Here is a 24149-nt window from a genome sequence, read left to right as displayed (position 1 = left end):
AGCCTCCCACGCCCGCGCGGACGCGGTCAGGCGCGCGCGGGCCCCGGACGGGCGCGCTCGGGCGCCGCGCTCACCGTCAGCGCCGGGTGCCGCCCGAGGCGCGCGGCGACGGCCACGCCCGGGCGCCGGGCCAGGACCAGCAGCGAGCCGAGCACGCCGACGAGCACCGCGACGCCGCCGAGCACCAGGCTCGCGCGGGGCCCGACGGCCTCGGCCAGCGCGCCCACGAGCGGCGCGCCCACCGGGGTGCCGCCGAAGAACACGACCATGTAGAGCGCCATGACCCGGCCCCGCACCAGCGGGTCGACCCCCAGCTGCAGCGACGCGTTCGCCGTCGTGATGACCGTGAGGCTGACGACCCCCACCGGCACCAGCGAGACGGCGAACAGCGCGTACGTCGGCATGAGCCCGCTCGCGACCACGAGCAGCGCGAACACGAGCGAGCCCCCGACGAGCAGGGCGAGGCTCGGCGCCCGGCGGCGCGCGGCCAGCAGGGCGCCGGACAGCGAGCCGACCGCCATGACCGACCCGAGCAGGCCGTACGCCTCCGACCCCCGGCCGAACTCCTGCGTCGCCATGAGGGCGTTGGTGATCTGGAAGTTCAGCCCGAAGGTGCCGACGAAGAACACGACGAGCAGGACGAGCAGCAGGTCCGGGCGCCCGGCGACGTAGCGCAGGCCCTCGCGCACCTGCCCCGGCCCCCGCGGCGTGCGCGGCGCCGGCTGCAGCTCCCCCGGGCGCATGGCGCGCAGGGCGAGGATCACGGCGGCGTACGAGGCCGCGTTGAGCAGGAACAGCGGGCCCGTCTCGTCGCCCAGCGCGGCGATGAGGACGCCGGCGGCCGCGGGGCCGACGACCCGCGCGCTGTTGAACGACGCGCTGTTGAGGCCCACGGCGTTCGTGAGGTCGTCGCGCCCCACCATCTCCACCACGAACGACTGGCGGGTCGGGTTCTCCACCGCCGAGCCCGTGCCCAGCAGGAACGCCAGCACGAACACGTGCCAGACCTGCACCGCACCGGTGAGCACGAGGACGCCGAGCACGAGCGCCACCAGGCCCATCGCGGCGTTCGCCACGGCGAGGACCCGGCGCTTGGGGTAGCGGTCGGCGAGCGTGCCCGCCCACAGCCCGAACAGCGGCATCGGCAGGAACTGCAGCGCCGTCGTGACGCCCAGCGCGGTCCCGCTGCCCCCGGTGAGCTGCAGCACCAGCCAGTCCTGCGCGATGCGCTGCACCCAGGTGCCCGTGTTGGAGACGAGGCCGCCGAGGAAGTAGACGCGGTAGTTGTACGCCCGCAGCGCGCGGAACATCGGGCTCACGCGCGCGCCGCCCCCGCCGGCGGGCGCCGCGCGGCCGCGACCCGCCCCGCCCCGCGCTCCACCGCCACCCGGCGAGGGTAGGTCATGGTTGCCCGGGGTGCCCGTCCTGCGGGGGCGGGTGCGGGTGGGCGCTGGGCGTCGCCCCCGCTGAGGGGCACCCTCAGGCGCCCGGTGGACCCATGAGGGGCACCCTCAGGCGGCGTGCGCGCCTGAGGGGCACCCTCAGCAGACTCGACTCTGCTCGGGGCCACCCTCATGGGTCGTGGCCGCCTGAGGGGCACCCTCATGCATCACCCAAGGCCACCGCGCTCGTACGGGCAGCCGCTCCGACCGGCGTCAGCCCGCGCTCTGCAGCCCGGCGACCACGACCGCCGGCACGGGCCTGCCGCGCCCGCTCTCGAGCGTGCGGGCGAGCTCGGCGAGCACCGCAGCCTCGTCCGTGCGCACCTGGCTCGGCAGGGTGTGCAGCACCAGCACGCCACGGCTCGCGAGCGCGGCGTGCCGGCGCAGCGTCCGCTCCCAGTCCTCGGCGCTCGTGTGCCACTCGCGCGAGTCGATCTGCCAGGCGACGCCCACCTCCGGCCAGTAGCCGTCGGGCCTGGCCAGGAAGCGGCCTTGCAGGTCGAGCAGGTCCGCGTTCCACAGCGGCTCGGGCAGGCGTGCCCGCCGGACCAGGCGCCGGGCGTCCACCTCCGCGATGGAGCGCACCCCCGCGCCCACCTCCTCGAGGACCGAGCGCAGGAGGGCGCTGTGCTTGATCGGGCCCTCCTCGAGCTCGCGCCGCAGCGCGTCCAGCGGGCACCCCCGCTGCACGGCCGCCACGACGAGGGCCCGCGTCGACCTGGGCGCCGTGCTCGCGCGGCAGGCGTCGGCGAGGGCGCGCGCGAGGGGCGCGACGGCGAGCCCGGAGCGGTCGACGGGGTCCGGGAGCCGGCGCGTGCGCTCGACCCGGACGAAGCGGCAGTCCTTGCGGCGGCGAGCGTGCGGCACCAGCACGTGGAGCGCCTCGGGCCGGTCCCCCGCGCCGTGCAGGTGCGCCGCGGCACCGCCGGAGAGCAGGGCCCCCGGCCCGGCGTACGCGAGCGCGGCCGTCGCCCGCTCGTGCCACGTCGGCGTCCCCCGGCGCAGCAGGTACGTCCCCGGAAGGAGCCACTGCCAGTCGTCGGCGGTGGTGACGTGGTGCCTGATCGTGTCGGAGCTCATGCCGAGCGCGAGCAGCCTGGACCGGGTCACGACGTGCTGGCCCGAGGCGAGCAGCGCAGCGACGGCGGGGACGTACGCGTGGTGTGCGGCAGGCATGCGCGCAGCATCGTGCGCATCGAGGTCTGCGCGCTCCGGGGCTGTGGACGACGGCCGTGGCGGTCCTGTGGACGGTGCGCCCCGTACGCGGACCTGGACGCAGCGACACCCGTGAGGGGCACCCCGAGGCGTCCACGACGGATGAGGGGCACCCTCAGCAGAGTCGAGTCTGCTGAGGGTGCCCCTCACGGTCGATCAGCGCCTGAGGGTGCCCCTCATGGGTCGCGCCCGCCTGCCGGGAGCCCGGGCCGTACCCGTCAGCGCACCCCGAGCGCCTGCTGCAGCGGCTCGATGGCGAAGAACAGCGCGAAGAGGGCGGCGACGACCCACAGGAGCGGGTGGACGTCGCGGGCGCGGCCCTGGGCGGCGCGGATGACGACGTGCGTGACGAAGCCGGCGCCGATGCCGGTGGCGATGGAGTAGGTGAACGGCATCACCGTGATGATGAGGAACGCGGGGATCGCGATGCCGTGGTCGTCCCAGCGCAGCGAGCGCACCTGGCTGGCCATGAGGAAGCCGACGATGACGAGGGCCGGGGTGGCGGCCTCGAACGGCACGACCTGCACGAGCGGCGTGAGGAACGTGGCGAGCAGGAAGAGCGCGCCCGTGACGACGCTGGCGAGCCCGGTGCGGGCGCCCTCGCCGATGCCGGCAGCCGACTCGATGTACGTCGTGTTGGACGAGCTGGACGCGCCGCCGCCGGCGACCGCCGCGAGGCTGTCGACGAGCAGGACCTTGTCGACGTCGGGCAGCTGTCCGTCGCGGTCGAGCAGCCCCGCCTCGGCGCCGAGGCCGACGGCCGAGCCCATGGTGTCGAAGAAGTCGGTGATGAGGAGCGTGAAGACGAGCAGCAGCGCCGCCGTGGCGCCGACGGCCTCGAAGGAGCCGAGCAGGCTGAACTCGCCGAGCAGGCCGAGGTCGGGCAGGTCGACGACGCTGTCGGGGACGCCCGGGACGACGAGGCTCCAGCCGGTCGGGTTCGGCGTGCCGTCCGCGCCGACCGAGGGGCCGACGTCGGCGACGGCCTCGACGACGACGGCGAGGACCGTGGTGGCCAGGATGCCCAGGAGGATCGCGCCGCGGGTGCGCCGCGCGAGCAGCACGGCGGTGACGAGCAGGCCGAAGCAGAACACCGCGACCGGCCAGCCCTGCAGCTGACCCCCCACGCCGAGGCCGACCGGCACGGTGGTCTGCGCCGCGTCGGGCAGGCGCCGTACGACCCCCGCGTCGACGAAGCCGATGAGCGCGATGAACAGCCCGATGCCCACCGCGATCGCGGTCTTCAGCTCGCCGGGGATGGCGTGGAAGACCGCGGTGCGGAAGCCGGTGAGGACCAGCACGGTGATGACGAGGCCCTCGAGCACGACGAGCCCCATGGCGTCGGCCCACGTCATGTCCGAGGCGACCGTCACCGCGAGGAAGGCGTTGAGCCCGAGCCCCGTCGCGATGGCGAAGGGGTAGCGCGCCACGAGCCCCATGGCGATCGTCATGACGCCCGCGACGAGCGCCGTCACCGCGGCGACCTGCGGCACGCCGAGGACGCGGCCGTCGACGTCGGGCGCCGTGCCGATGATGAGCGGGTTCAGCACGACGATGTACGCCATCGTGAAGAAGGTGGCGAGCCCGCCGCGCACCTCGCGCTGCACGGTCGAGCCGCGCGCGGAGATCGAGAAGTAGCGGTCGAGGCGGGAGCCGGCGCGCGTGGCGGGGGCGGCAGTGGACACGGGGACCCTCTCGCGAGACGTGGGGGGCCGGCGGGGGCGCGGCCCCGCGACGCAGGAAGGGTGCCAGACGCGGGACGCGCCTCGGCAACCGTCCCCGCCGCTAGCCTGGCGCCGTGACCCCTCCGGACCGGCGCCCGCAGCCCGCCGACCTGGAGCCGTTCGAGGTCGACCCGGTGCCGGTGGTCGCCGGGGGCACGCTCGTGTGGGCCCTGGCCGCCGTCGTCCTGCTCGTGCTGCGCGACCGCCTCGCGGAGGCCGGGTACGGCCTGTGGCCCTGGACCGCGCTCGCCGGCACCGGCCTCGGGCTCTGCGGCACCGCCTTCCTCCTGCGCCGCCGGGCCCGGCTGCGCGCGGGCCTGGAGCGCCCCCACGACGACGGGGCCTGACCCGGCGGCGCCGGTCCCCGGCGTCGGTCCCCGGCGCGGCCGGTCCCCGGCGGCGTCAGTCCCAGGCGGCGTCGGCGAGCAGCGCGTCGGCGCGCGCCGGGTCGGCGAGCGCCGCGGCGACCAGGTGCCGGCGCGGCCAGGCGGCGGCCGCCCACGCGAGCCCGGCGGCCAGGCCCTCGGTCGTCGCGGCGTGCACCCCGGCGCCGTCCACCCACCAGTCCACGGGCTCGCCGTCGACCTCGAGGTCGTCGTGCGCGGTCCAGCGCCCGGGCGCCCCGGGCAGCACGCGCGCCACGACCGGGGGCACGTCCGCCGGGGTCCCGGTCGAGGTCACCCGCCCCTCGCGCCGCTCCGAGCACAGGTCGACGTCGAGGGCGTCGGCGAGCGCGGCGGCCCGCGGCGCGGCCAGCGGCGGGACCGCCCACCGCAGCTGGAGCCACTGCGGGCCGTCCGCCACGACGACGTCGTCGGCGTCGACGGCGCGGCTGCCGTCGCCGTCGGGCACCCGCACCCGCGCCGGCGGGTCCTCGACCCGCGCCCCGGCGGCGGCGAGGGCGGCGTGCAGCGCCCGGACCCGCGCGGCGGTCAGGTCAGCGTCGAGGACCCGGCGCAGCAGGTCGTCCGGCCCGCCCGGTTCGGCGAGGAGGGCGGCCAGCGAGGTCCGTACGCCGACCGCCCTCAGCAGCTCCTCGTCGGCGCCGGCGGGGACGTCCTCGTAGAGGCCCTCGAGCAGCGGGTCCGAGCCGGCGAGGCGCAGCGCCGCGGTCGGCCGCCCCCCGACGAGGGCGTGCTCGCGGACCCACCAGGCGGCGTACGGGGGCACCTCCCGCACCCGCCCGCCGGGCAGCACGACCCGCACCGGGTCGAGCACGGCGGCGCGCAGCGGCGGCCGGGCGAGCAGGTCGAGCGCGCCGCCCCAGCGGGCCGGGTCGACGAGGTCGAGGTCGCGCACGAGCACCAGCCCGGGCACGAGGGGCGGCAGGTCGCCGTCGGCGACGCCGGCGGCGTCGCGCGCGTCGTCCACCCAGTCGAGCAGGCCGTCCACCCCCGGGTCGCCCACCGCGTCCTCGAGGGCGTCGCCGAGCTCCACGTCCTCCAGCGCGAGCAGGCCGAGGCCGGTGACCGCGCCGGCGCGGGCGAGCGTGTCCTCGCCGTACGCCGCCACGAGCCCCGCCGCCGCCCGCCCGAGCCCGGTCAGCAGGCCGTCCGCGGCGCTGCCGGGCACGACGAGCTCGTCCGCGCGGGCAGGCCCGTCCTCGCCCGGCAGCAGCGGCTCCCCGGTCCAGGGCCAGGGGCCCGCCGCCGACGGGTCGGCCGCGAGCAGGCCCAGCACGGCCTCGCCCGGCCCGGTGTCCCCGTCGTCGGCGGCGGCGCGCAGGGCCCCGGCGAGGGCCGGGTCGTCGAGCACGGCGGCGACCGTCGCGCGCCGGGCGCCGAGCCGCTCGAGGAGGGGGTGGGCGGCGCCGGGGTCGACGACCCGCAGCGGCAGGCCCCGCAGCGCCTCGGCGGGCGCGCCGTCGGGGTCGGGCAGCAGGGTCCCGGCGGGGCCGCGCACGAGGCGGCCGTCGGCGAGGGGCACCGGCAGGGCGCCGAGGTCGTCCGGGCGCGCTCCCCCGGCGGCCAGCGCGGCGTAGAGGTCGTGCCACCACCCCGGCGGGCGCTGCAGGCCGGCGAGCTGGTCGACGACGTCGGCGAGCGCGACCGGCCGCACGCCCACCGCCGCGAGCGCCGCGCGCGGCCACGACGTGCGGACCAGCCCGCCCAGCACGGGGGCGAGGGCGGCCACGAGGTCGGGCCCGGCGCCCTCGACCACCACGGCGGCGGACGGCGCCACGAGCGCCCCGGGGTCCTCGGCCGACGCCAGCAGCGGCACGTCCTCGAGCCGGCGCAGCACCGCGCGGCGCAGGGCGGTGTCGAGCGCGCCGAGCACGGCGGCCGGGGACGGGACCAGCGGCGCGGGGTCGGCGCCGTCCGCGGCGAGGGCGCGCGCCAGGTCGCCGTACGCGGCCCCGGCCCGCTCCACGAGGTGGTCGGCCAGCGGCCCCGGCGCGACGTGGCGCCGCGACGGGTCCAGCGGGAACGGCGCGACGAGCAGCGCCGGCAGCCCGAGCGGCTCGTCCGAGGGCGTCGGCGCGTGCAGGACCGGCGCGACCCCCGGCGGGGGCACCACGGGCTGCGCGCCCTCCAGCGCGACCGCCCAGGCGAGCGACCAGTCCCGGCGCGCCCGCTCCTCGGTCGGGCGGTCCGCGAGCAGCGCCGGGTCGAGCCGCCCGGACGCGCGGTGCACCCGCCAGCGCGTGGTGGCGCCGTCGTCGTCGAGCAGGGCGTACGGCCCCTCGTGCCGCGCCGCCAGCACCCGCCGGCGCCCGTCCCGCTCGACGGCCACCTCGGCGAGGCCCGGCAGGACGAGCAGCAGCCAGCCGCCGACCGCGTCGAGGAGCGGACCGGGGTCGGCCCCCGGGCGCAGCGGGAGGTCGACGACCGTGTCGTAGCCGTGGGGCACCGCGACGTCCGCGGGCCAGGGCAGGCGCAGCACCGGCACGTGCTCGGCGCCGGCGGCCCCGCGGGTGCGGGCCCTGGAGAAGCGCACGCCGCCCGTGGCCCGGGAGGCCACGGCCGGCTCGTCGGAGGCGGCGAGCACCGCCGCGAAGCCGACGCCGAAGCGCCCGACGCTGGCGCCGGAGGCGTCCTTGGCCGAGGCGCGCAACGTCGCGAGCCCCTGCACGCCGGCGGCGTCGAGGGGGGCGCCGGTGTTGGCGGCGACGAGCCGGTTCCCGTCGAGGCGCAGCAGCAGTCGGCCGGGGACGCCGGCCCGGGCCGCGGCGTCGGCCGCGTTCTGCGCGAGCTCGACGACGAGGCGGTCCCGGTAGCCGCCGAGCGCGAGGTCCTCCTCGGCGTTCGCGTCCTCGCGCAGGCGGGCGGGGGACGCGGACCAGGCCGCGAGCACGCGCTCGCGCAGGCCCGCGGTGCCGAACGGGTCGGCCACCGTCAGCTGTGCCCGAGGTCCTCGCCCGGCGAGGCGTCGTCGACCGAGCCCGGCTCGTGCGGCGCGGGCCGCGCGTCGACCTCGTCGTAGCCGAGCTCGTCGACGACGGGCGCGGCGGCGGGGGCCGGCGGCAGCACCTCGGCCTCGGAGTGGGCGCCGCAGCCGTGGTCGACGGCGACGACCCCGCCGTCGGCCGGGCTGTACTCGTTGGCGCAGACGCCGAAGGCGCGGCGCAGCACGCCGGTCAGCGGCACGAGGAAGCCGCAGGTCGAGCACTGCCCCGGCGCGGCCTTCGCGATCGGGGCGTCGGGGCCGCGGTCCCCGGCGTACCAGCGGTCCGCGGCGTCGTCGCGCCCGACCTGCGAGAGCACCCGGGCCCGGCCGAGGCCCAGCTGCCAGCCGAGCGCCCGGTCCAGGGCGTCGTCCTCGCCGGCCTCCTCCAGGCCCGGCGCGAGCGCCTCGCCCCACCCGGGCACCAGGCGCGGGTCGTCGGCCGCCGTGGGCAGCAGGTCGCCGACGCCGAGGTCGCCGGGGCGCAGCCGCTCGGACCACGGCAGCCACTCGGGGGCGCGCACGGCACCCTCCCCGGGGAGCAGGACGGCCTCGTCGACGGTCACGACCCGGGACCGCGAGGCGCGGGCCACGGTGACGGCCCAGTACCAGCCGACGTACGCGCGCGAGGTGCAGGCGAACCGGTGGGTCACGATGCGGTCGCCCTCGGCCACGACGCCGAGGTGCTCGCCGACCGGGTCCGGCGCCGCGAGCTCCTCGGCCGCGGCGCGGGCGAGGTCGACGGCGTCGGCGCACTGCTGGTCGAGCACGGGCGCACGGCGGCGCGCGCGCTTCGGCGCGGTCGGGGCGTCCTGCGTCGCTGAGGGAGGCACGGTGACCGATCGTCGCACGCCGGGACCGCCGCGCGCGACCGGCTCCGCCGCGGCGCCGGCGCGCCGCCCGTCCGGAGCCGCACGGACCCGCACGGACGCGCACGGACCCCGCCCGGCTGTCGGCCCGCCGCGGCAGGATGGGCGCGTGGAGGACGGGGCGGCGCACGAGGGCACCACCGCCGGCGGGCCGCGCGCGGACGAGGGCGCGCGGCGGCCGGGGGCGCACCGCGCCCCCGGCGGGGGCGCCCAGGCGGCCGGGCGCGCGCTGCGCACCGCCGGGCGCCACGGGGCCCGCGCCGCCGGGGCCACCGCGCGCGGGGCCCGGGCCGGTGCGCGCCGGGTGCGCCGCGCCACGCACGCGCAGGGCGCCGGCGCGACGGGCCTCGGCCGGCTCATCGAGCTCCAGGGCCTCAACCACGCCGGCGACGCGCTCGTCACCGTCGCCCTCGCCGGCACCCTCTTCTTCTCGGTGCCCGTCGGCGAGGCCCGCGGCAGCGTGGCCCTCTACCTCCTCGTGACGATGGCGCCCTTCGCGCTGCTCGCCCCCGTCGTCGGGCCGCTGCTCGACCGGGTGCGCAGCGGCAGGCGCTGGGCGCTCGCCGGCACCTTCGCGCTGCGCGCCGTCCTGGCGCTCGTCATGGCCTCCGCGGTCTCCGGCACCCAGGACCCGCTGCGGCTCTACCCGGCGGCCTTCGGCGTGCTCGTGCTGTCGCGGGCGTACGGCGTCACCCGCGCCACGGTCATGCCGCGCCTGCTGCCGCCCGGCATCGGGCTGGTCTCGGCCAACGGCCGCGCGCAGCTCGCCGGCACCGCCGCCCTCAGCGTGGCCGGCGGGCTGGGGGCGGGCGTGGCGGCGCTGCTGGGGCCGGGTGCGGTGCTCTGGGCCTGCGCGGCCGTCATGGCGCTGGGCGCCGTGCAGAGCCTGCGCCTGCCGCCCACGGTGGACTCCGACGAGGGCGAGGTGGGCGCGCGGTGGAGCGCGCGGCCCGAGCCCGACGGGCGCCGCGGGTGGAACGTCGGGCGCTCGGTGATCAGGGGCGTGCGGGCCAACGCCGCGCTGCGCGCCTTCTCCGGCTTCCTCACCCTGTGGGTCGCCTTCCTCGTGCGCGAGGAGCCGCTCGACGGGCTGCCGGCGACCCTCGCGCTGGGCCTGGTCGTCGTCGGCGCGGCGGCCGGCGCGGGGCTCGGCACGTCGCTGGGCACCCTCCTGCGCGAGCGCCGGCCCGAGGTCGTCGTCGTGGTCGTCGTCGGCGTCGCGGCGGCGGCGAGCCTGCTGGGGGCGTGGACGTACGAGCGCGACCGCAGCGGGGCGCTCGTGCTCGCCCTGGTGGCCTGCGCGGCCGGCGCGGCCCAGTCGATGGGCAAGCTCTCGCTCGACGCCATCGTGCAGCGCGAGGTGCCCGAGGAGGTCCGCACGTCCGCGTTCGCGCGCACCGAGACGGTGCTGCAGCTCGCCTGGGTGCTCGGCGGCGGCCTCGGCATCCTCGTGCCCCTCGGCGGCGGGCAGGGCCTGCTCCTCGCGGCGGTCCTGCTGGGCGCGGGCCTGGTCCTCGTCCTGCGCGAGCGGCCCCTGCGCGGGCGGTCCCCCGGCACCGCCGGGTAGCCTTCGCACGACGCCCCGCACCCGCTTCCGCTGGAGACCGCATGTCCCTGCGCGCCCGCGCACCCCGCCCCCGCCCCGCGGTCCGCGCCGCGGCCCTCGCCGGTGCCGGGGCGCTCGTGCTCACCGGGTGCGAGGCGCCGACGCCGCTCGTGACGGTCTTCACCGGCACCACCTCGGTCAACGCCCACGCGGTGTGCTGGAGCTTCGACGAGGAGCCGGTCGACCCGTCGACCTGCACCCCCGGCGACGAGGTGCCCTCGATCGAGTACCAGGCGTCGGAGACCGTCGGCATCAGCGTCGACGTCGACGTCGCCGAGGGCGGCTGGATCCCCTACGTCGCGACCGGCGCCGGCGCCCAGGAGCAGCCGCTCGTCGCGGACCCGCTCGAGTCGACGTACTACCGCTTCGCCCTGCCGGAGCTGTCGGCGGAGCAGGCCACGGTGACCCTGCGGGTCGTCGCGGTGACCGGTGAGGGCGAGGAGACCGGCACCCGCGGCGCCTGGCTCTTCACCCTGCGCCCCGCGGACTGACCCGCTCAGCGCCCCCGCGCGCGACGGCGGGCGCGGTTGCCGCGCAGCATCCCGACGAGGGCGAGCAGGAAGCCCAGGGCCGTCCCGACGACGGCGACGACGTACACGACGGTCGGCAGCCGGTCGGCGCCGAGCAGCAGCGGGGCCACGGTCGCCAGCGTGGCAACGGCCCCCACGAGGAACAGCGCGCCGCCGGCGGTCACGAGGCGGTCGGCGGAACGGGCTGAGCTCACGCGCTCGACCCTACGCGCCGCCGCGGCGGCGGTTACATTGGCAGGCTGGCGCCGGCGTCCCGGCGGTCCACCCCGAACGTGCGAGAGAGGTCCACGTGCCCACCGGCAAGGTCAAGTGGTACGACACGGAGAAGGGCTTCGGCTTCCTCACCAGCGAGGAGGGCGAGGACGTCTTCCTGCACAAGGGCGCGCTGCCCAGCGGCGTGAGCACGGTCAAGCCCGGCACCCGGGTGGAGTTCGGCGTGGCCCAGGGCCGCCGCGGCGCGCAGGCGCTGCAGGTGCGCCTGCTCGACCCGCCGCCCAGCGTGGTCCGCAACACCCGCACCCCGGCCGAGGACATGGTCGTCATCGTCGAGGACCTCATCAGCCTGCTCGACGGCGTTTCGGCGGGGCTGCGCCGGGGCCGCTACCCCGAGCGCGGGCAGGCCAAGAAGGTCTCCGCCGTGCTGCGGGCCGTCGCCGACGACCTGGACGCCTGAGCCGCCCGAGCCGCCTCAGGCGCGCGGGCGCGGGTCGGGCAGCAGCTCGTGCATCGACCCGGAGCGGAAGCCCCGGGGGTCCACCTCGACGGCCGCGAAGCCGGCGCCGGTGACGGCCTCGGCCGCCGCGGGCAGAGCCGCAACCCGCGCCACGGCCGCGGCGTCCACCTCCACGCGGGCGCGGTCGCCGAGGTCGCGCACCCGCAGGTCGCGCACCGGCACGCCCGCGGCGACGAGCGCCGAGCGCAGGGCCGCCTCCGCGCGGTCGACGCGGGCCAGCCGCTCGGGGGTGACCTCGAGGCCGTACGCCACCCGCGAGGCCAGGCAGGCGGCCGCCGGCTTGTCCCACGTCGGGACCCCCCAGCGGCGCGACGCCTCGCGCACCTGCGCCTTGGTCAGGCCCGCGTCGCGCAGCGGGGCGACGGCGCCCCGGTCCTGCGCCGCGGCGATGCCCGGGCGCAGGCCGCTCGCCGCGTCGTCCGCGTTGGTGCCGGTGGCGACGGCGGCGAGCCCCTCGGCCTCGGCGAGCGGGCGCAGCACGTCGAGCAGCTCGGCCTTGCAGTGCGCGCAGCGGTCCGGCCCGTTGGCGCGGTAGCCGGGGCGCTCCTGCTCCGCGGTCGCCGGCGCGAGGTGGCGCACGCCGAGCGAGGCGGCGAGCGCGCGGGCCCCGTCGAGCTCGCCGGTGGCGAGCGACGCGGACTCCCCCGTGGCCGCGGCGACCCGCTCCGGGCCGAGGGCGCGCACGGCCGCGGCGAGCAGGAAGGCCGAGTCGGCACCGCCGGAGAGCGCGACGAGCACCGACCCGAGCCCCCGCAGCCGCTCCTCGAGGTCCGCGAGCCGCCGCTGCAGGACGTGCTCGTCGAGCCAGGCGGGGAAGCCGGTGAGGTCGTCGAGGACGACGTCGAAGCCGGCGGCGCGCAGGGCCGCGGCGTCGTACGGCCCCGTGGCGACGCCGACCGCGACCGCGCCGGCCCCCCGCGCGGCCTCGAGGTCGCCGAGGTGGTCGCCGACGTAGACGTGCGCGCCGCGCTCGAGCAGCCGCTCGCCCTTGACCGCCGCGAAGGACTGCCCGACGACCTCGTCGACGGCCATGCCGAGGTGGTCCAGGTGCAGGCGGGCGCTCGGCGCGTGCTTGCCGGTGACGACGAGGACCCGCCCGCCGTGGCGGCGCACCGCCGCCACCGACTCCACCGCGCCCGGGAGCGCGCCGACCCGCGCGACCGCCGTGGACGGGTAGAGCGCCCGGTAGAGGTCGGCCACCTCCTGCACCCGCTCGGGCGGGAACCACTGCGCCACCTCGAGCTCCACCGGCGGGCCGAGCCGGCTCGTCGCGAGCTCGCCGTCGACCCGCACGCCGGTCTCCTCGGACACCCGCGCCCACGTGGCGGCGATGCCGGGGCGGCTGTCGATGAGGGTCATGTCGAGGTCGAAGCCGACGGTGAGGGGCGCCACGCGGGCCAGCGTACGGTCGCGTTCGCGGGCCGGGGAGGGCTCCCACTACCGTGGAGAGGATGTCCAGCCCCGCGGTGGACCCGCCGCGCAGCCTGTCCGACGACCTGCGCGCCCGGGACGACGCCGACCTCGCCGCGCTCCTGCGCGAGCGCCCCGACCTGCTCGCGCCGGTGCCGGGCGACCTCGGGCAGCTCGCCGCGCGCGCCACCACGCAGGCGTCCGTGGCCCGGGCCCTCGACCGGCTCGACCGGGGCGTGCTGCAGGTCGCCGAGGTCCTCGCTGCCCTGCCGGACCCGGCGACGCTCGAGCAGGCCGGCGCCTGGCTCGGCGCCGACCCGCGCCCCGGCGTGCAACGCCTGCGCCTGCTCGGCCTGCTGTGGGGGCCCGACGACGCGCTGCGCCTGGTGCGCACGGTGCGCCAGGTCGTGGGCAGCCCGGCCGGGCTGGGCCCGCCGCTGCGCGAGGCGCTGGGCACGTACGGCCCGCGGCGCACCGCCGCCCTCCTCGCCGACCTCGGGCTGCCGGCGACCGGCGACCCGGCGCGGGCCACCGAGCGGATCGCCCCCCACCTGTCCGACCCGGCCGTGCTCGACCGGCTCCTCGCCGAGGTGCCGGGGGCGGCGCGCCCCGTGCTCGACCGGCTGCTGTGGGGGCCGGCGTACGGCCGGGTGGGCGACGCCCAGCGCGACGTCACCCTCGCCTCCGCGTCCACCCCCGTCGAGCAGCTGCTCGCCCGCGGCCTGCTCGTCGCGACCGAGCGCGACGCGGTCGTGCTCCCCCGCGAGGTCGCGGTGCACCTGCGCGGGGGCCACGTGCACGCCCGCCACGAGGCCGAGCCGCCGGCGCCGGAGGTCCGCGAGCTCGACCCGGCGCTCGTCGACCGCACCGCGGGCGGCGCCGCGTCGGAGCTGCTGCGCCACGTCGAGGAGCTGCTCGAGGCGTGGAGCGCCGACGGCCCGGCGGTCCTGCGCACCGGCGGGCTCGGCGTGCGCGACCTGCGCCGCACCGCCGCCGCCCTCGACGTCGACGAGCAGCACGCGGCGTTCGTCGCCGAGCTGGCGTACGCCGCCGGGCTCGTGGGGCGCAGCACCGAGGTCGACGAGCGCTGGTGGCCGACCCCCGCGTACGACGCCTGGCTCGAGGAGCCGCCGGGCGCGCGCTGGGCCCGGCTGGCCCGCTCGTGGGTGGAGTCGACGCGGGTGGCGGGCCTGGTCGGCAGCCGCGACGAGCGCGACAAGCCGCGCAACGCGCTGTCCCACGAGCTGACGCACGGCGCCGCGCCGGAGGTGCGCGCGCAGGTGCTCGGCGAGCTGGCCGCCCTGCCGCCGGGCGCCGCGGCCACGCCCGCGAGCCTCGACGAGCGCGTGGTGTGGCGCCGCCCCCGCCGCGCCGGGCGGGTGCGCAGCGACCTCGTCGCGGGCGCGCTGCGCGAGGCGGAGCTGCTGGGGCTGACCGGGCGCGGCGCGCTGTCCGGGCCCGGCCGGCTCCTCGTCGCCGGCGACGACGAGACGGCGGGCGGGGCGCTCGGGCGGCTGCTGCCCGAGCCGCTCGACCACGTCCTGCTGCAGGCCGACCTGACGGCGGTGGCGCCGGGTCCCCTCGAGCCCGCGCTGGCCCAGGAGATCGCGCTGCTCGCGGACGTGGAGAGCCGCGGCGGGGCGACGGTCTACCGGTTCAGCGAGTCCTCGGTGCGGCGCGCCCTGGACGCCGGGCGCACCGCCGACGACGTGCACCGGGTGCTCGCCGAGCGCTCGCGCACCCCGGTGCCGCAGCCGCTGACGTACCTCGTCGACGACGTCGCCCGCCGGCACGGGCGCATCCGGGTCGGGACCGCGAGCGCGTACGTGCGCTGCGACGACGCCTCGGTCCTCGCCGAGCTCGCCGCGCACCGCCGCGCGGGCAGGCTGCGGCTGCGCCGGCTCGCGCCCACGGTGCTCGCGGCGCAGGCCCCGGTGGAGCAGGTGCTCGAGGAGCTGCGGGCGCTGGGCTACGCGCCGATGGCCGAGACGCCGGACGGCGACGTGCTCGTGCGCCGCCCGGGGGTGCACCGCACGCCGGAGGTGGCCCGCCCGCCGCGCCTGCGCTCCGAGCCGGCCGCCCCCGACGACCGCCTGCTCACCGCCGCCGTGCGGGCCGTGCGGGCGGGCGACCGCGCGGTGCGCGCCGAGCGGCGCCCGGCACCGGCCCCCGCCGCCCTCGTGCCGCGCAGCGCGGTCGGGGACACCCTCGCCGCGCTGCGCTCGGCCGCGGAGGAGGGGGCGTCGCTGTGGATCGGCTACGTCAACAACGACGGGCACGCCAGCGAGCGGGTCATCGACCCCGTACGGGTCGAGGGCGGCCACGTGACGGCGTTCGACCACCTGCGCGACGAGGTGCGCACCTTCGCCGTGCACCGCATCACCGGCGTCGCCGCCCTCGCCGACTGACCCGCTCCCCCGCGGCGATCATGCGCGCGGGGCGCTAGCGTCCGCCCGTGCCCGACGTGCCGCAGGTCGAGGTGGCCGACCTCCGCAAGCGCTACCCCAAGGCCGAGCAGGACGCCGTGGCCGGCGTCTCCTTCACCGTGGCCGCCGGTGAGGTCTTCGGCCTGCTGGGGCCCAACGGCGCCGGCAAGACGACGACCGTCGGCGTGCTCACGACGCGGGCGCGGCCGACGGCCGGCACGGCCCGGGTGGCGGGGGTCGACGTGGTGCGCGACCCGGTCCGCGCCCGCGGGGTGCTCGCCGTGGTCCCGCAGCGCAACAACCTCGACCGCTCGCTCACCGTGCGCGAGAACCTGCTGTTCCACGCGGCGTACCACGGGGTGCCGCGCGCCGAGGCGCGCCGGCGGGCCGACGCCCTGCTCGACGAGTTCGGCCTCGCCGAGCGGGCCGGCGACAAGCCCGACCGGTTCTCCGGGGGCCAGGCGCAGCGGATGATGATCGCGCGCGCCCTCATGCACGACCCGCGCGTGCTCTTCCTCGACGAGCCGTCGACCGGGCTCGACCCCGCGGCCCGGCTCTTCGTGTGGGAGCGGGTGCGGGCGCTGCGCGAGCGGGGCGTCACGGTCCTGCTGACCACGCACGACATGGCCGAGGCCACCGAGCTCGCCGACCGGGTCGGGATCATGGACCGGGGCCGCCTGCTCGCGCTCGACGCCCCCGACGCGCTGGTCAGGGCCCTGCCCGGCGAGGAGACGCTGGACCTGGCCGTCGACGACCCCCCGCCGCACCTCGTCGACGACCTCGCGGCGCTGGCCCGGGTCATGCGGGTGGAGCCGCGCGACGGCGCCGTGCGGCTGTGGGTCGACGGCCCCGCGACCGAGCTGCTCGCCCCCGCCGCCGCGGCCGTGGCCGCCGGGGGCGCCACGCTGACCGACGTCTCCCTCGGACGGAAGGACCTCGAGGACGTGTTCATCGAGCTGACGGGACGGGCGCTGCGGTGACCGGCACCTCCGCAACCGCTTTCCGCGCGGTCCTGTGGCGGGACGTGCGGGTCACCGGGCGCGAGCTGCCCAGCTTCCTGGCCCAGGTGGTGCTCCAGCCGCTGTTCCTGCTGTTCGTCTTCGGCCGGGTGCTCACCGAGCTGGGCTACGCGCAGCAGGCGTACGCCGACCTGCTGTTCCCCGGCGTGGTCGCCCTCACCGCGTTCCTCACCGCGCTGCAGAGCACCGCGCTGCCGCTCGTCATCGACTTCTCGTTCACCAAGGAGATCGAGGACCGCCTGCTGGCGCCGCTGCCCGTCGCCTGGGTCGCGCTGGAGAAGATGGTCTTCGCGTCGCTGCGGGCGCTCGTCGCGTCGGTGGTGATGTTCCCCGTCGGCGTGCTCGTGCTCGGCGAGGTCCCCTGGCGCGCCGGGGCGCTGCCGCTGGTGGCCGCCGTCCTCGTGCTCGGCGCCCTCGCCGGCTCCGCGCTGGGGCTGGTCCTCGGCACCTCCGTGACCCCCAACCGGATCAACGTCGTGTTCGCCCTCGTGCTCACCCCGCTGCTGTTCACCGGGTGCAGCCAGTACCCGTGGCGCTCGCTGGAGACGCTGCGCTGGTTCCAGGTGGTGACCGCGCTCAACCCGCTGACCTACGTCTCCGAGGCCCTGCGCGGCGCGCTGGTGCCGTCGGTGCCGCACATCCCCGCCTGGGTCTGCCTGCTCGTCCTCGCCGCCGCGACCGGCGCCTTCGGCGCGCTCGGGGTGCGCGGGTTCCTGCGGCGCGCCCTCGACTGAGGGCGCCCCCAGCGGGCCAGGACGTGCCGGTCGAGCCGGGCGCACAGCGGGCGCAGCGCCCGGCCCCCGGTGCGTCCCGCACGGCGGCTCGTCCTCGCCGGACCGCACGTCCCGGTACGGCGGGCCCCTCCGGAGCGCCGACTCCGGCGCGGGCTCGCCGAGGAGCCCGCGCAGGGGCGCGGCGGCGCAGGTGCCGTCCACGGCCCGTGGTCGGTCCGGTGCGCCTCGCCGCCGTCCGCCTCGAACCCCTCGTCGCGGTCGAGCGCCCGCTCGGGGGAGCCGTCGGAGCCCGCGGGGCCCCCTGCCGCGGCCCGGTGGGTCACACGAGCGCGACCGGGTCGCCCACCGCGACCCGGCCCGGGCGCACCACCGTCGCCCAGACCCCGAACGTCCCCTCGTTGACCCGGTGGACCCCCGGCAGCACGGCGCGGTCGTCGGGGAGGGCGCCCTGCTCCATCCCCACCATGACGCACCGGGGCATCCGCTCGGCCACCCGCAGCCGCACCTCGCCCAGCGCGAGCCCCCGCCCCACCCAGGCGTCCTCGGCGAAAGCGCTGTCCCCGGTCTCCACGACCACGTTGGCCCGGAACCGCCCGGCCGGGACGTCGTGGCCCAGCTCGTCGCGCAGCCGGGCGAGCGAGGAGGTCGTGACCAGGTGGACCGGGCCGTCGTCGAAGAACGGCTCGCCGTCCTCCTCGCGCAGGGCGACGTCCACGCCGAGGCGCTCGGCCAGCGCCGCGTCGGCGCCCGGGCCGGGGCCGAACGAGCGGCCGTCGGGCAGCCGGACCACGGGGCGCCCGTCCACCAGCACGGCAGCGAGGTCGAGCAGGCCGGGGGTGCGGCGGAACCGCCGCGAGGACTTGCCGCTCCCGAGCTTGCCGTCGGGGTGGACCACGGCCCAGCGGCGGTCCCCCGACAGCCCCCGCGCGTCCACCTGCGCGGCCTCGAGCGCCTCGCCGAGGAGCGACTTCACCGGGTAGCGGTGCAGGCTGAGGACGCGCACGTCGCGACGCTACCGCTGACGCGCGTCACACGGGCGGGTGCGCGTGGGCGCCGCGCCGCCCGGGCACAGGGAGGGCAGCCCCGTCGTTGCACGGGAGGAGGAACGACCCCCAGGAGGAACCATGATCGGCTTCATAGTCGCCGGACTCGTCATCGGCGCCCTCGCGCGCCTCATCAAGCCCGGCAAGCAGAACCTCGGCCTGCTCGCGACCCTGCTGCTCGGCCTCGTCGGCTCCGTCATCGGCGGCACCATCGCCAGCGCGATCGGGACCGGCGACGTCTTCGAGCTCAACGTCATCGGCTTCGTCGTCGCCGTCATCGCCAGCGTGCTGCTCATCGGCGTCGCCGAGGCGGTGACCGGGGGCAACCGCCGCGCCGTGCGCTGACGCCCGCGCCGGAGCCCGCCTCCGCGGTCGTGCCGCGCACGACCGGCCCCCCAGCTCCCGAGGGCCTTCCCGCCGGCCGGCGGGAAGGCCCTCGTGCGTCCCGGCGTTGCAGCCTGCGTACCGCGCCGACAGGAAGGCCCCGCGTGACCGACGGCCCGCTCATCGTCCAGTCCGACAAGACCCTGCTGCTCGAGGTCGAGCACGAGCAGGCGGAGGCGTGCCGCAAGGCGATCGCCCCGTTCGCCGAGCTGGAGCGCGCCCCCGAGCACGTCCACACCTACCGGCTGACGAACCTCGGCCTGTGGAACGCCCGCGCGGCCGGCCACGACGCCGAGCAGGTCGTCGACACCCTGCTGACCTACAGCCGCTACGCCGTGCCGCACGCCCTGCTCGTGGACGTCGCCGAGACGATGGCGCGCTACGGCCGGCTCAAGCTCCTGCAGCACCCCGTGCACGGCCTCGTCCTGGAGTCCACCGACCGCGCGGTCCTCGAGGAGGTCCTGCGCAGCAAGAAGGTCGCGCCGCTCGTCGGGAACCGCATCGACGACGACACCGTGCAGGTGCACCCCAGCGAGCGCGGCGCGGTCAAGCAGGTGCTGCTCAAGCTCGGCTGGCCGGCCGAGGACCTCGCCGGCTACGTCGACGGCGAGGCGCACCCCATCGAGCTCGCCCAGGACGGCTGGACGCTGCGGCCGTACCAGCGCGAGGCGGTCGACGGCTTCTGGCACGGCGGCTCCGGCGTCGTGGTGCTCCCCTGCGGCGCCGGCAAGACCCTCGTCGGCGCGGCGGCGATGGCCGAGGCCAAGGCGACGACGCTCATCCTCGTCACCAACACGGTGAGCGCCCGGCAGTGGCGCTCGGAGCTGCTCAAGCGCACGAGCCTCACCGAGGACGAGATCGGCGAGTACAGCGGGGCGAAGAAGGAGATCCGCCCCGTCACCATCGCGACGTACCAGGTGCTGACGACCCGCCGCAAGGGCGTCTACGCCCACCTCGAGCTCTTCGACGAGCGCGACTGGGGCCTCATCGTGTACGACGAGGTCCACCTGCTGCCCGCGCCCATCTTCCGGTTCACCGCGGACATCCAGTCCCGCCGCCGGCTCGGCCTCACCGCCACCCTGGTGCGCGAGGACGGGCGCGAGGGCGACGTGTTCAGCCTCATCGGCCCGAAGCGGTACGACGCGCCCTGGAAGGACATCGAGGCGCAGGGCTACATCGCCCCGGCGGACTGCGTGGAGGTCCGCGTGACCCTCACCGACCGCGAGCGCATGCTCTACGCGACCGCCGAGCCCGAGGACCGCTACCGGCTCTGCTCGACGACCGACACCAAGAACCGCGTGGTGGAGAAGCTCGTCGAGAAGCACCGCGGCGACCAGACCCTCGTCATCGGGCAGTACATCGACCAGCTCGACCTCCTCGGCGAGCACATCGGCGCGCCGGTCATCAAGGGCGACACCACGGTCAAGGAGCGCGAGCGCCTCTTCGCGGCCTTCCGCAGCGGCGAGCTGCACACGCTCGTCGTCTCCAAGGTCGCGAACTTCTCCATCGACCTGCCGGAGGCGGCGGTGGCGATCCAGGTCAGCGGCGCGTACGGGTCGCGCCAGGAGGAGGCGCAGCGCCTCGGCCGCGTCCTGCGCCCGAAGTCCGACGGGCGCGGCGCGCGGTTCTACGCCGTCGTCTCGCGCGACACCCTGGACCAGGAGTACGCGGCGCACCGCCAGCGGTTCCTCGCCGAGCAGGGGTACGCCTACCGCATCGTCGACGCCGACGACGTGCTCGCCGGCGAGGACGCCTGAGCGCTCACCCGACGGCGTAGCCCGCGGGCCGCAGGACCGGCCCGCAGGTGCGCCGCCAGGCGACCGGCCGCTCGACCGGCCGCCCCTGCGGGTCGGCGTGCAGGCTCGCCACCCGCACGACGGGGCCGCCACGGCCCTCCTCCACCCGGTACGTCCGCGCGAGCGCCCGCCGCCGCCCGTCGGCGTGCTCCTGGAAGCGCACGACCGTCCACCGGGCCCGGGCGTCGCCGGCGAGGCGCGCGCCCGCGGCCGCGGTGAGCCCGAGCGTCGCGAGGTCGGACGCCCCGGCCGCGCCCAGGCCGACCCGCCCGCGCCCGGCGGAGCGCTCCGCCGGGTCCAGCGGCCCCGGGGGCGCGGCGAGCCGGCGCCCCGCCCCGTCGCGCAGCACGCGCGGCGGCGTGCCGCGGCGCACCTCCAGCGGGTTCTGCGGCGGCGCCGGTGCCGCCGGAGCGGGCGCGCGGCCCAGCGACGGCCACCCGGTCGGCCCCACGCGCAGCAGCGGCAGCGCGTCGGCGCGCGGCGCGACCGGGGGCGTCCAGCCCGCGCTGCCCGCGAGCGCGCCGGCGAGCAGCAGCCCCGCGCCCGGCCGGCCGCCGAGGTGCTCCAGCCCGGTCGTCGTGGCCACCGTCCGCCACCCCGGGTCCTGGCCGTCGAGGTCCTCGACGGCCGGCCCGTGCGCCGCCTCGTCGCCGGTGCGGCGCACCCCGTCCTCGACGACGAACGGCACGACGAGCGGGTAGTCCCGTCCGTCGGGCCCCCGCAGCCAGCCGCCCCCGTCGTAGCCCGCGGCCGGCAGGCACAGCGTCCGCAGCAGCGCGGCCGAGACCGCGCGCCCCCAGGCGCCGGGCTCCCCCGCCCTCAGCCCACCCAGCACGGGCAGCTCGCGCGCCGGCGGGCCGGCGGCGTACCCCGGCCAGGCCGTGGCCCGCGCGGCGTCGAGCGCGGCGGCGCAGGCGCGCGCCGCCGCCGCGGCGCGCGCCCGGGCGTCGAGCGCGGCGTCGAGCGCCGCCCGGCGGGCCGGGCTCGCCGGGTCCGGGGACCACGAGGGCAGCGCGGGCGGGTCGGGCCGGGGGCCGCCGGCGGCCCGCGCGACCGCCTCCGCCCGCGCGTGCTGCGCGAGCGCCGCGTCGGCCGCCACCAGCACCCGCGCGCGCTCGAGCGCCTGCCGCTCGTCGTCGCGGGCGGCCGCCCGCTCCGCCGCGTCCCACGCCGCCTGCGCCGCCGCGAGCTCGGCCGCGAAGCGGGCCAGCGCCCCCGCCGCCGCGTCGAGCGCCTGCGCGGCGGCGCCCGCGCGGGTGAGCGCCTCGGCGCAGGCCCCCTCCCACGCGGTGGCGGCGACGCCCCGCCAGCCGGCCGCCGCCGCGGCGACGGTCCCGCCCAGGCCACCGCGCGCCCGGTCGACGGCGTCCGCGGCCGACCCCCAGGCCAGGGCGGCGGCCCGTACGGCCCCCGGGTCGCCCTCGGGGCGCGGCGCCGCGGCCAGCGCCGGGGCGAGCCCCGTCGTGACCGGGCTCACCGCGGCACCCCGGTGGCGGTGCGCTCGGCGGTCCCGTACGCGGCGCGGGCCGCGGACAGCGCCCGGGCGACGTCGTGCAGCCCCTGCGCGGCGAGGGCGAGCCGCCCGGCCGCCTCCTCGGCGAACACCCGCGCGGCGTCCTCGACGAGCGGGGCGCCGGAGGCGGGCGCCACGGCCCGCACGCGCGGCGCGACGGCCCCGGCGGCCTCCGCGGCGCGCGCCACCCCCGCCTCGGCCGCCGCCAGCACCGCCGGCTCGACCAGCACCTCGCCCACCGCTCCCCCTCGCGCCCTGCGGCTCCCCGCCCGTGCAGCGGGAGCATGCCGTGCCGGCCGGCGGCGCGGCGCCGGCCGTCCACAGGGGCGCGGCGGCCCGTCCCCCCGCGACCGGCGCGGGGGGGGCGGCCTCAGGGGCGGCGCCAGTCGTCCGACGTCAGGTGCGAGCCGGCCATGGGCCCCATCTGCAGCATGCCGCCGTCGACCGGCCAGGAGGCGCCGGTGACGTAGGCCGCCTCGGGCGAGCAGAGGAACGCCACGACGGCGGCGATCTCGCGCGCGTCGCCAGGGCGGCCCAGCGGGACGCCCGGCCGGCTCTCGTCCTCGGTCCGCTCGCGCGGCTCGGTGTCGGTCTGGCCGGTCATCGGCGTCGCGATCTCGCCGGGCGCGACGGCGTTCACCGTGATGCCGTGCTCGGCCAGCTCGATCGCCGCGGTGCGCGTGAGCAGCCCCAGCCCGCCCTTGGCCGCGCAGTAGGGGGCCGCGCCCACCCGCGGCTGGTGCTCGTGCACGCTCGTGATGTTGACGATGCGCCCGCCGCGGCCCTGGGCGACCATGCGCCGGGCCGCCCGCTGCAGGCAGACGAACGCGCCGTCCAGGTCGGTGGCCACGGTCCGGCGCCAGTCCTCGTACTCCAGGTCGAGCAGCGGCGTGGACGTGCCGGTGCCGGAGGAGTTCACCAGCACGTCGACCCCGCCGAGCCGCTCGGCGAGGTCGTCGACGACGTCGCCCGCGCCCGGCAGCCGGGTGAGGTCCAGGTGCGCCACCTCGGCCCGCCGCCCGTGGGAGCGGACCTCCTGCGCGGTGGCCTGCGCCCCCGCCTCGTCGGTGTTCCAGGTGACGCCGACGTCGCAGCCGGCGCGGGCGAGGGCGACGGCGGTCGCCCGGCCGATGCCGGAGTCGGAGCCGGTGACGATGGCGGTGCGGGGGGTCCGGGTGGAGTCAGCCATGCACCCGCGGTTCCCGCCGCCGCGGCGGGCGAACCCGCCGCGGTCAGGGCGGCGGGCCGGCGCTGGCCCGGACGACCAGCTCGGGCCGTACGACCGAGGTGGCCGGCCCGGCGCCCTCGCGCACCCGCTCGAGCAGCAGGCCGATGCAGCGGCGCCCGACCTCCTGGAAGTCCTGGCGCACGGTGGTCAGGGGCGGGGAGTAGTACGCGGCCTCCGGCACGTCGTCGAACCCGACCACGCTCACCCGCTCGGGCACCGGCACCCCGCGCTCGTGCAGCGCGCGCAGCGCGCCCAGCGCCATCTGGTCGTTCCCCACGAAGAGGGCCGTCACGTCGGCGAGGTCGAGGTCCAGCACCGCCCGGTACGCCGACGCCGGGCTCCAGTCCCCCTGCAGCACCCGCGGCACCGGGCGCCCGCGGTCGCGCAGCGCCCGCTCCCAGGCCGCGGTGCGGGCCCGCGCCTCGAGCCAGTCCGCCGGCCCGGCGACGTGGTGGACCGTGCGGTGCCCGAGGCCGAGCAGGTGCTCCACCGCGAGGCGGGCGCCGCGCGCCTGGTCGACCGACACCCGCGACACGCCCTGCACGTCGTCGGTCTCGACGACGACGAGCGGCAGGTCGCGCGGCAGGGTCGCCACCGCCTGGCAGACCTCGTCCTGGGGGGCCACGACGACCAGGCCCTCGACCTGCTGCGCGAGGAGGCGGTCGACCGCGCTGCGGACCGCCCGCGGCGACAGCGCCGACAGCGTCGCGACGCTGACGAAGTAGCCGGCGTCGCGCGCGCTGCGCTCGATGCCCCACAGCGTGGACGCCGGGCCGTAGTGCGTGGTGTCGAAGCTGACCACGCCCAGGGTCTCCGACCGGCGGGTCACGAGCGAGCGGGCCGCGGGGTTGCGGCGGTAGCCGAGGGCCGCGATGGCCTGCTCCACCCGGGCCCGGGTCGCCGCCCGCACGGTCTGCGGGTCGTTGAGGACCCGCGAGACCGTCTGGTGCGAGACCCCGGCGAGGCGGGCCACGTCGCCCATGACCGGCGGCCGGGACGGCGCCGGGACGGTGGCCGCCCCGCCGGCGCGGGCCGCGGCGAGGGCGGCGCCGGCGGCGTCGTCGGCCCCGGCGGGGTCCGGGGCGAGGTGCAC

General features: G+C 78.7%; 21 protein-coding genes. 9 read left to right on the top strand and 12 right to left on the bottom strand.

From position 1 onward, the window contains the following. Positions 1 to 26: 26 nt before the first annotated feature. From D5H78_RS02100 to D5H78_RS02090, 3 genes are all read right to left on the bottom strand, one after another. Positions 27 to 1310, bottom strand: a complete 1284-nt coding sequence (locus tag D5H78_RS02100; protein ID WP_119948727.1) for an MFS transporter — start codon at positions 1308 to 1310, stop codon at positions 27 to 29. Between the two features lie 345 nt (positions 1311 to 1655). Continuing rightward, positions 1656 to 2618 carry a hypothetical protein gene (locus D5H78_RS02095; protein ID WP_119948726.1) on the bottom strand — a complete coding sequence of 321 codons (963 nt, stop codon included), beginning with the start codon at positions 2616 to 2618 and terminating at the stop codon, positions 1656 to 1658. Between the two features lie 257 nt (positions 2619 to 2875). Continuing rightward, positions 2876 to 4342 carry an NCS2 family permease gene (locus D5H78_RS02090; RefSeq protein ID WP_119948725.1) on the bottom strand — a complete coding sequence of 489 codons (1467 nt, stop codon included), beginning with the start codon at positions 4340 to 4342 and terminating at the stop codon, positions 2876 to 2878. A gap of 113 nt (positions 4343 to 4455) precedes the next feature. On the opposite strand from D5H78_RS02090, the gene D5H78_RS02085 reads away from it, so the two are divergent. Further along, positions 4456 to 4728: a DUF2530 domain-containing protein gene (locus tag D5H78_RS02085; protein WP_119948724.1), complete on the top strand. Its 273-nt coding sequence runs from the start codon at positions 4456 to 4458 to the stop codon at positions 4726 to 4728. A gap of 55 nt (positions 4729 to 4783) precedes the next feature. On the opposite strand, the gene D5H78_RS02080 is transcribed toward D5H78_RS02085, so the two are convergent. Next, positions 4784 to 7714, bottom strand: a complete 2931-nt coding sequence (locus D5H78_RS02080) for a sacsin N-terminal ATP-binding-like domain-containing protein (protein ID WP_218566127.1) — start codon at positions 7712 to 7714, stop codon at positions 4784 to 4786. Between the two features lie 2 nt (positions 7715 to 7716). After that, positions 7717 to 8535, bottom strand: a complete 819-nt coding sequence (locus tag D5H78_RS19640; protein ID WP_218566126.1) for a DUF3027 domain-containing protein — start codon at positions 8533 to 8535, stop codon at positions 7717 to 7719. A 208-nt stretch (positions 8536 to 8743) separates the two neighbouring features. Between D5H78_RS19640 and D5H78_RS19045 the strand changes: the two genes are divergently transcribed. Then, on the top strand, positions 8744 to 10201 hold the full coding sequence (locus D5H78_RS19045) for an MFS transporter (protein ID WP_218566125.1): 1458 nt from the start codon (positions 8744 to 8746) through the stop codon (positions 10199 to 10201). Between the two features lie 41 nt (positions 10202 to 10242). Next, entirely contained in the window at positions 10243 to 10731 is a 489-nt protein-coding gene (locus D5H78_RS02070; RefSeq protein WP_119948723.1) for a hypothetical protein, read from the top strand. A gap of 5 nt (positions 10732 to 10736) precedes the next feature. On the opposite strand, the gene D5H78_RS02065 is transcribed toward D5H78_RS02070, so the two are convergent. Continuing rightward, positions 10737 to 10964, bottom strand: a complete 228-nt coding sequence (locus D5H78_RS02065) for a hypothetical protein (RefSeq protein WP_119948722.1) — start codon at positions 10962 to 10964, stop codon at positions 10737 to 10739. A 95-nt stretch (positions 10965 to 11059) separates the two neighbouring features. Here D5H78_RS02065 and D5H78_RS20210 point away from each other — a divergent pair, with 95 nt between their 5' ends. Continuing rightward, the gene (locus D5H78_RS20210; protein WP_119948721.1) at positions 11060 to 11443 is read left to right on the top strand and encodes a cold-shock protein; all 384 of its coding nucleotides are present in this window, start codon (positions 11060 to 11062) and stop codon (positions 11441 to 11443) included. A gap of 15 nt (positions 11444 to 11458) precedes the next feature. Here D5H78_RS20210 and larE read toward each other — a convergent pair whose 3' ends face one another. Beyond that, positions 11459 to 12862: an ATP-dependent sacrificial sulfur transferase LarE gene (gene larE / locus D5H78_RS02055; RefSeq protein WP_119949287.1), complete on the bottom strand. Its 1404-nt coding sequence runs from the start codon at positions 12860 to 12862 to the stop codon at positions 11459 to 11461. 92 nt (positions 12863 to 12954) lie between these two features. Here larE and D5H78_RS02050 point away from each other — a divergent pair, with 92 nt between their 5' ends. From D5H78_RS02050 to D5H78_RS02040, 3 genes are read left to right on the top strand one after another with little or no spacing between them, the layout of a single operon-like run. After that, the gene (locus D5H78_RS02050; protein WP_119948720.1) at positions 12955 to 15321 is read left to right on the top strand and encodes a helicase C-terminal domain-containing protein; all 2367 of its coding nucleotides are present in this window, start codon (positions 12955 to 12957) and stop codon (positions 15319 to 15321) included. A gap of 47 nt (positions 15322 to 15368) precedes the next feature. Further along, entirely contained in the window at positions 15369 to 16319 is a 951-nt protein-coding gene (locus D5H78_RS02045; protein ID WP_218566123.1) for an ABC transporter ATP-binding protein, read from the top strand. Next, positions 16316 to 17092: an ABC transporter permease gene (locus D5H78_RS02040; RefSeq protein WP_119948719.1), complete on the top strand. Its 777-nt coding sequence runs from the start codon at positions 16316 to 16318 to the stop codon at positions 17090 to 17092. The genes D5H78_RS02045 and D5H78_RS02040 overlap by 4 nt, the downstream gene beginning before the upstream one ends. A gap of 319 nt (positions 17093 to 17411) precedes the next feature. On the opposite strand, the gene D5H78_RS02035 is transcribed toward D5H78_RS02040, so the two are convergent. Continuing rightward, positions 17412 to 18095, bottom strand: a complete 684-nt coding sequence (locus tag D5H78_RS02035) for an MOSC domain-containing protein (protein ID WP_119948718.1) — start codon at positions 18093 to 18095, stop codon at positions 17412 to 17414. A 121-nt stretch (positions 18096 to 18216) separates the two neighbouring features. On the opposite strand from D5H78_RS02035, the gene D5H78_RS02030 reads away from it, so the two are divergent. Then, positions 18217 to 18480: a GlsB/YeaQ/YmgE family stress response membrane protein gene (locus D5H78_RS02030; RefSeq protein WP_119948717.1), complete on the top strand. Its 264-nt coding sequence runs from the start codon at positions 18217 to 18219 to the stop codon at positions 18478 to 18480. Between the two features lie 143 nt (positions 18481 to 18623). Further along, the gene (locus D5H78_RS02025; RefSeq protein ID WP_119948716.1) at positions 18624 to 20276 is read left to right on the top strand and encodes a DNA repair helicase XPB; all 1653 of its coding nucleotides are present in this window, start codon (positions 18624 to 18626) and stop codon (positions 20274 to 20276) included. Between the two features lie 4 nt (positions 20277 to 20280). Here D5H78_RS02025 and D5H78_RS19155 read toward each other — a convergent pair whose 3' ends face one another. The 4 genes from D5H78_RS19155 to D5H78_RS02005 all read right to left on the bottom strand — a co-directional run bounded on the left by D5H78_RS19155 (position 20281) and on the right by D5H78_RS02005 (position 24038). Next, positions 20281 to 21792: a hypothetical protein gene (locus tag D5H78_RS19155; protein ID WP_165865559.1), complete on the bottom strand. Its 1512-nt coding sequence runs from the start codon at positions 21790 to 21792 to the stop codon at positions 20281 to 20283. Further along, positions 21789 to 22067: a hypothetical protein gene (locus D5H78_RS02015; protein WP_119948715.1), complete on the bottom strand. Its 279-nt coding sequence runs from the start codon at positions 22065 to 22067 to the stop codon at positions 21789 to 21791. The genes D5H78_RS19155 and D5H78_RS02015 overlap by 4 nt, the downstream gene beginning before the upstream one ends. Before the next feature lie 131 nt (positions 22068 to 22198). After that, entirely contained in the window at positions 22199 to 23017 is an 819-nt protein-coding gene (locus tag D5H78_RS02010) for an SDR family oxidoreductase (protein WP_119948714.1), read from the bottom strand. Positions 23018 to 23060: 43 nt separating this feature from the next. Then, on the bottom strand, positions 23061 to 24038 hold the full coding sequence (locus D5H78_RS02005) for a LacI family DNA-binding transcriptional regulator (protein ID WP_119949285.1): 978 nt from the start codon (positions 24036 to 24038) through the stop codon (positions 23061 to 23063). Positions 24039 to 24149 lie beyond the last annotated feature (111 nt).

This window comes from Vallicoccus soli (assembly GCF_003594885.1).
Classification (GTDB): Bacteria; Actinomycetota; Actinomycetes; order Motilibacterales; family Motilibacteraceae; genus Vallicoccus; species Vallicoccus soli.
Note: the sequence above shows the minus strand (reverse complement) of the source record. Positions and strands in the feature narration are given on the sequence as shown.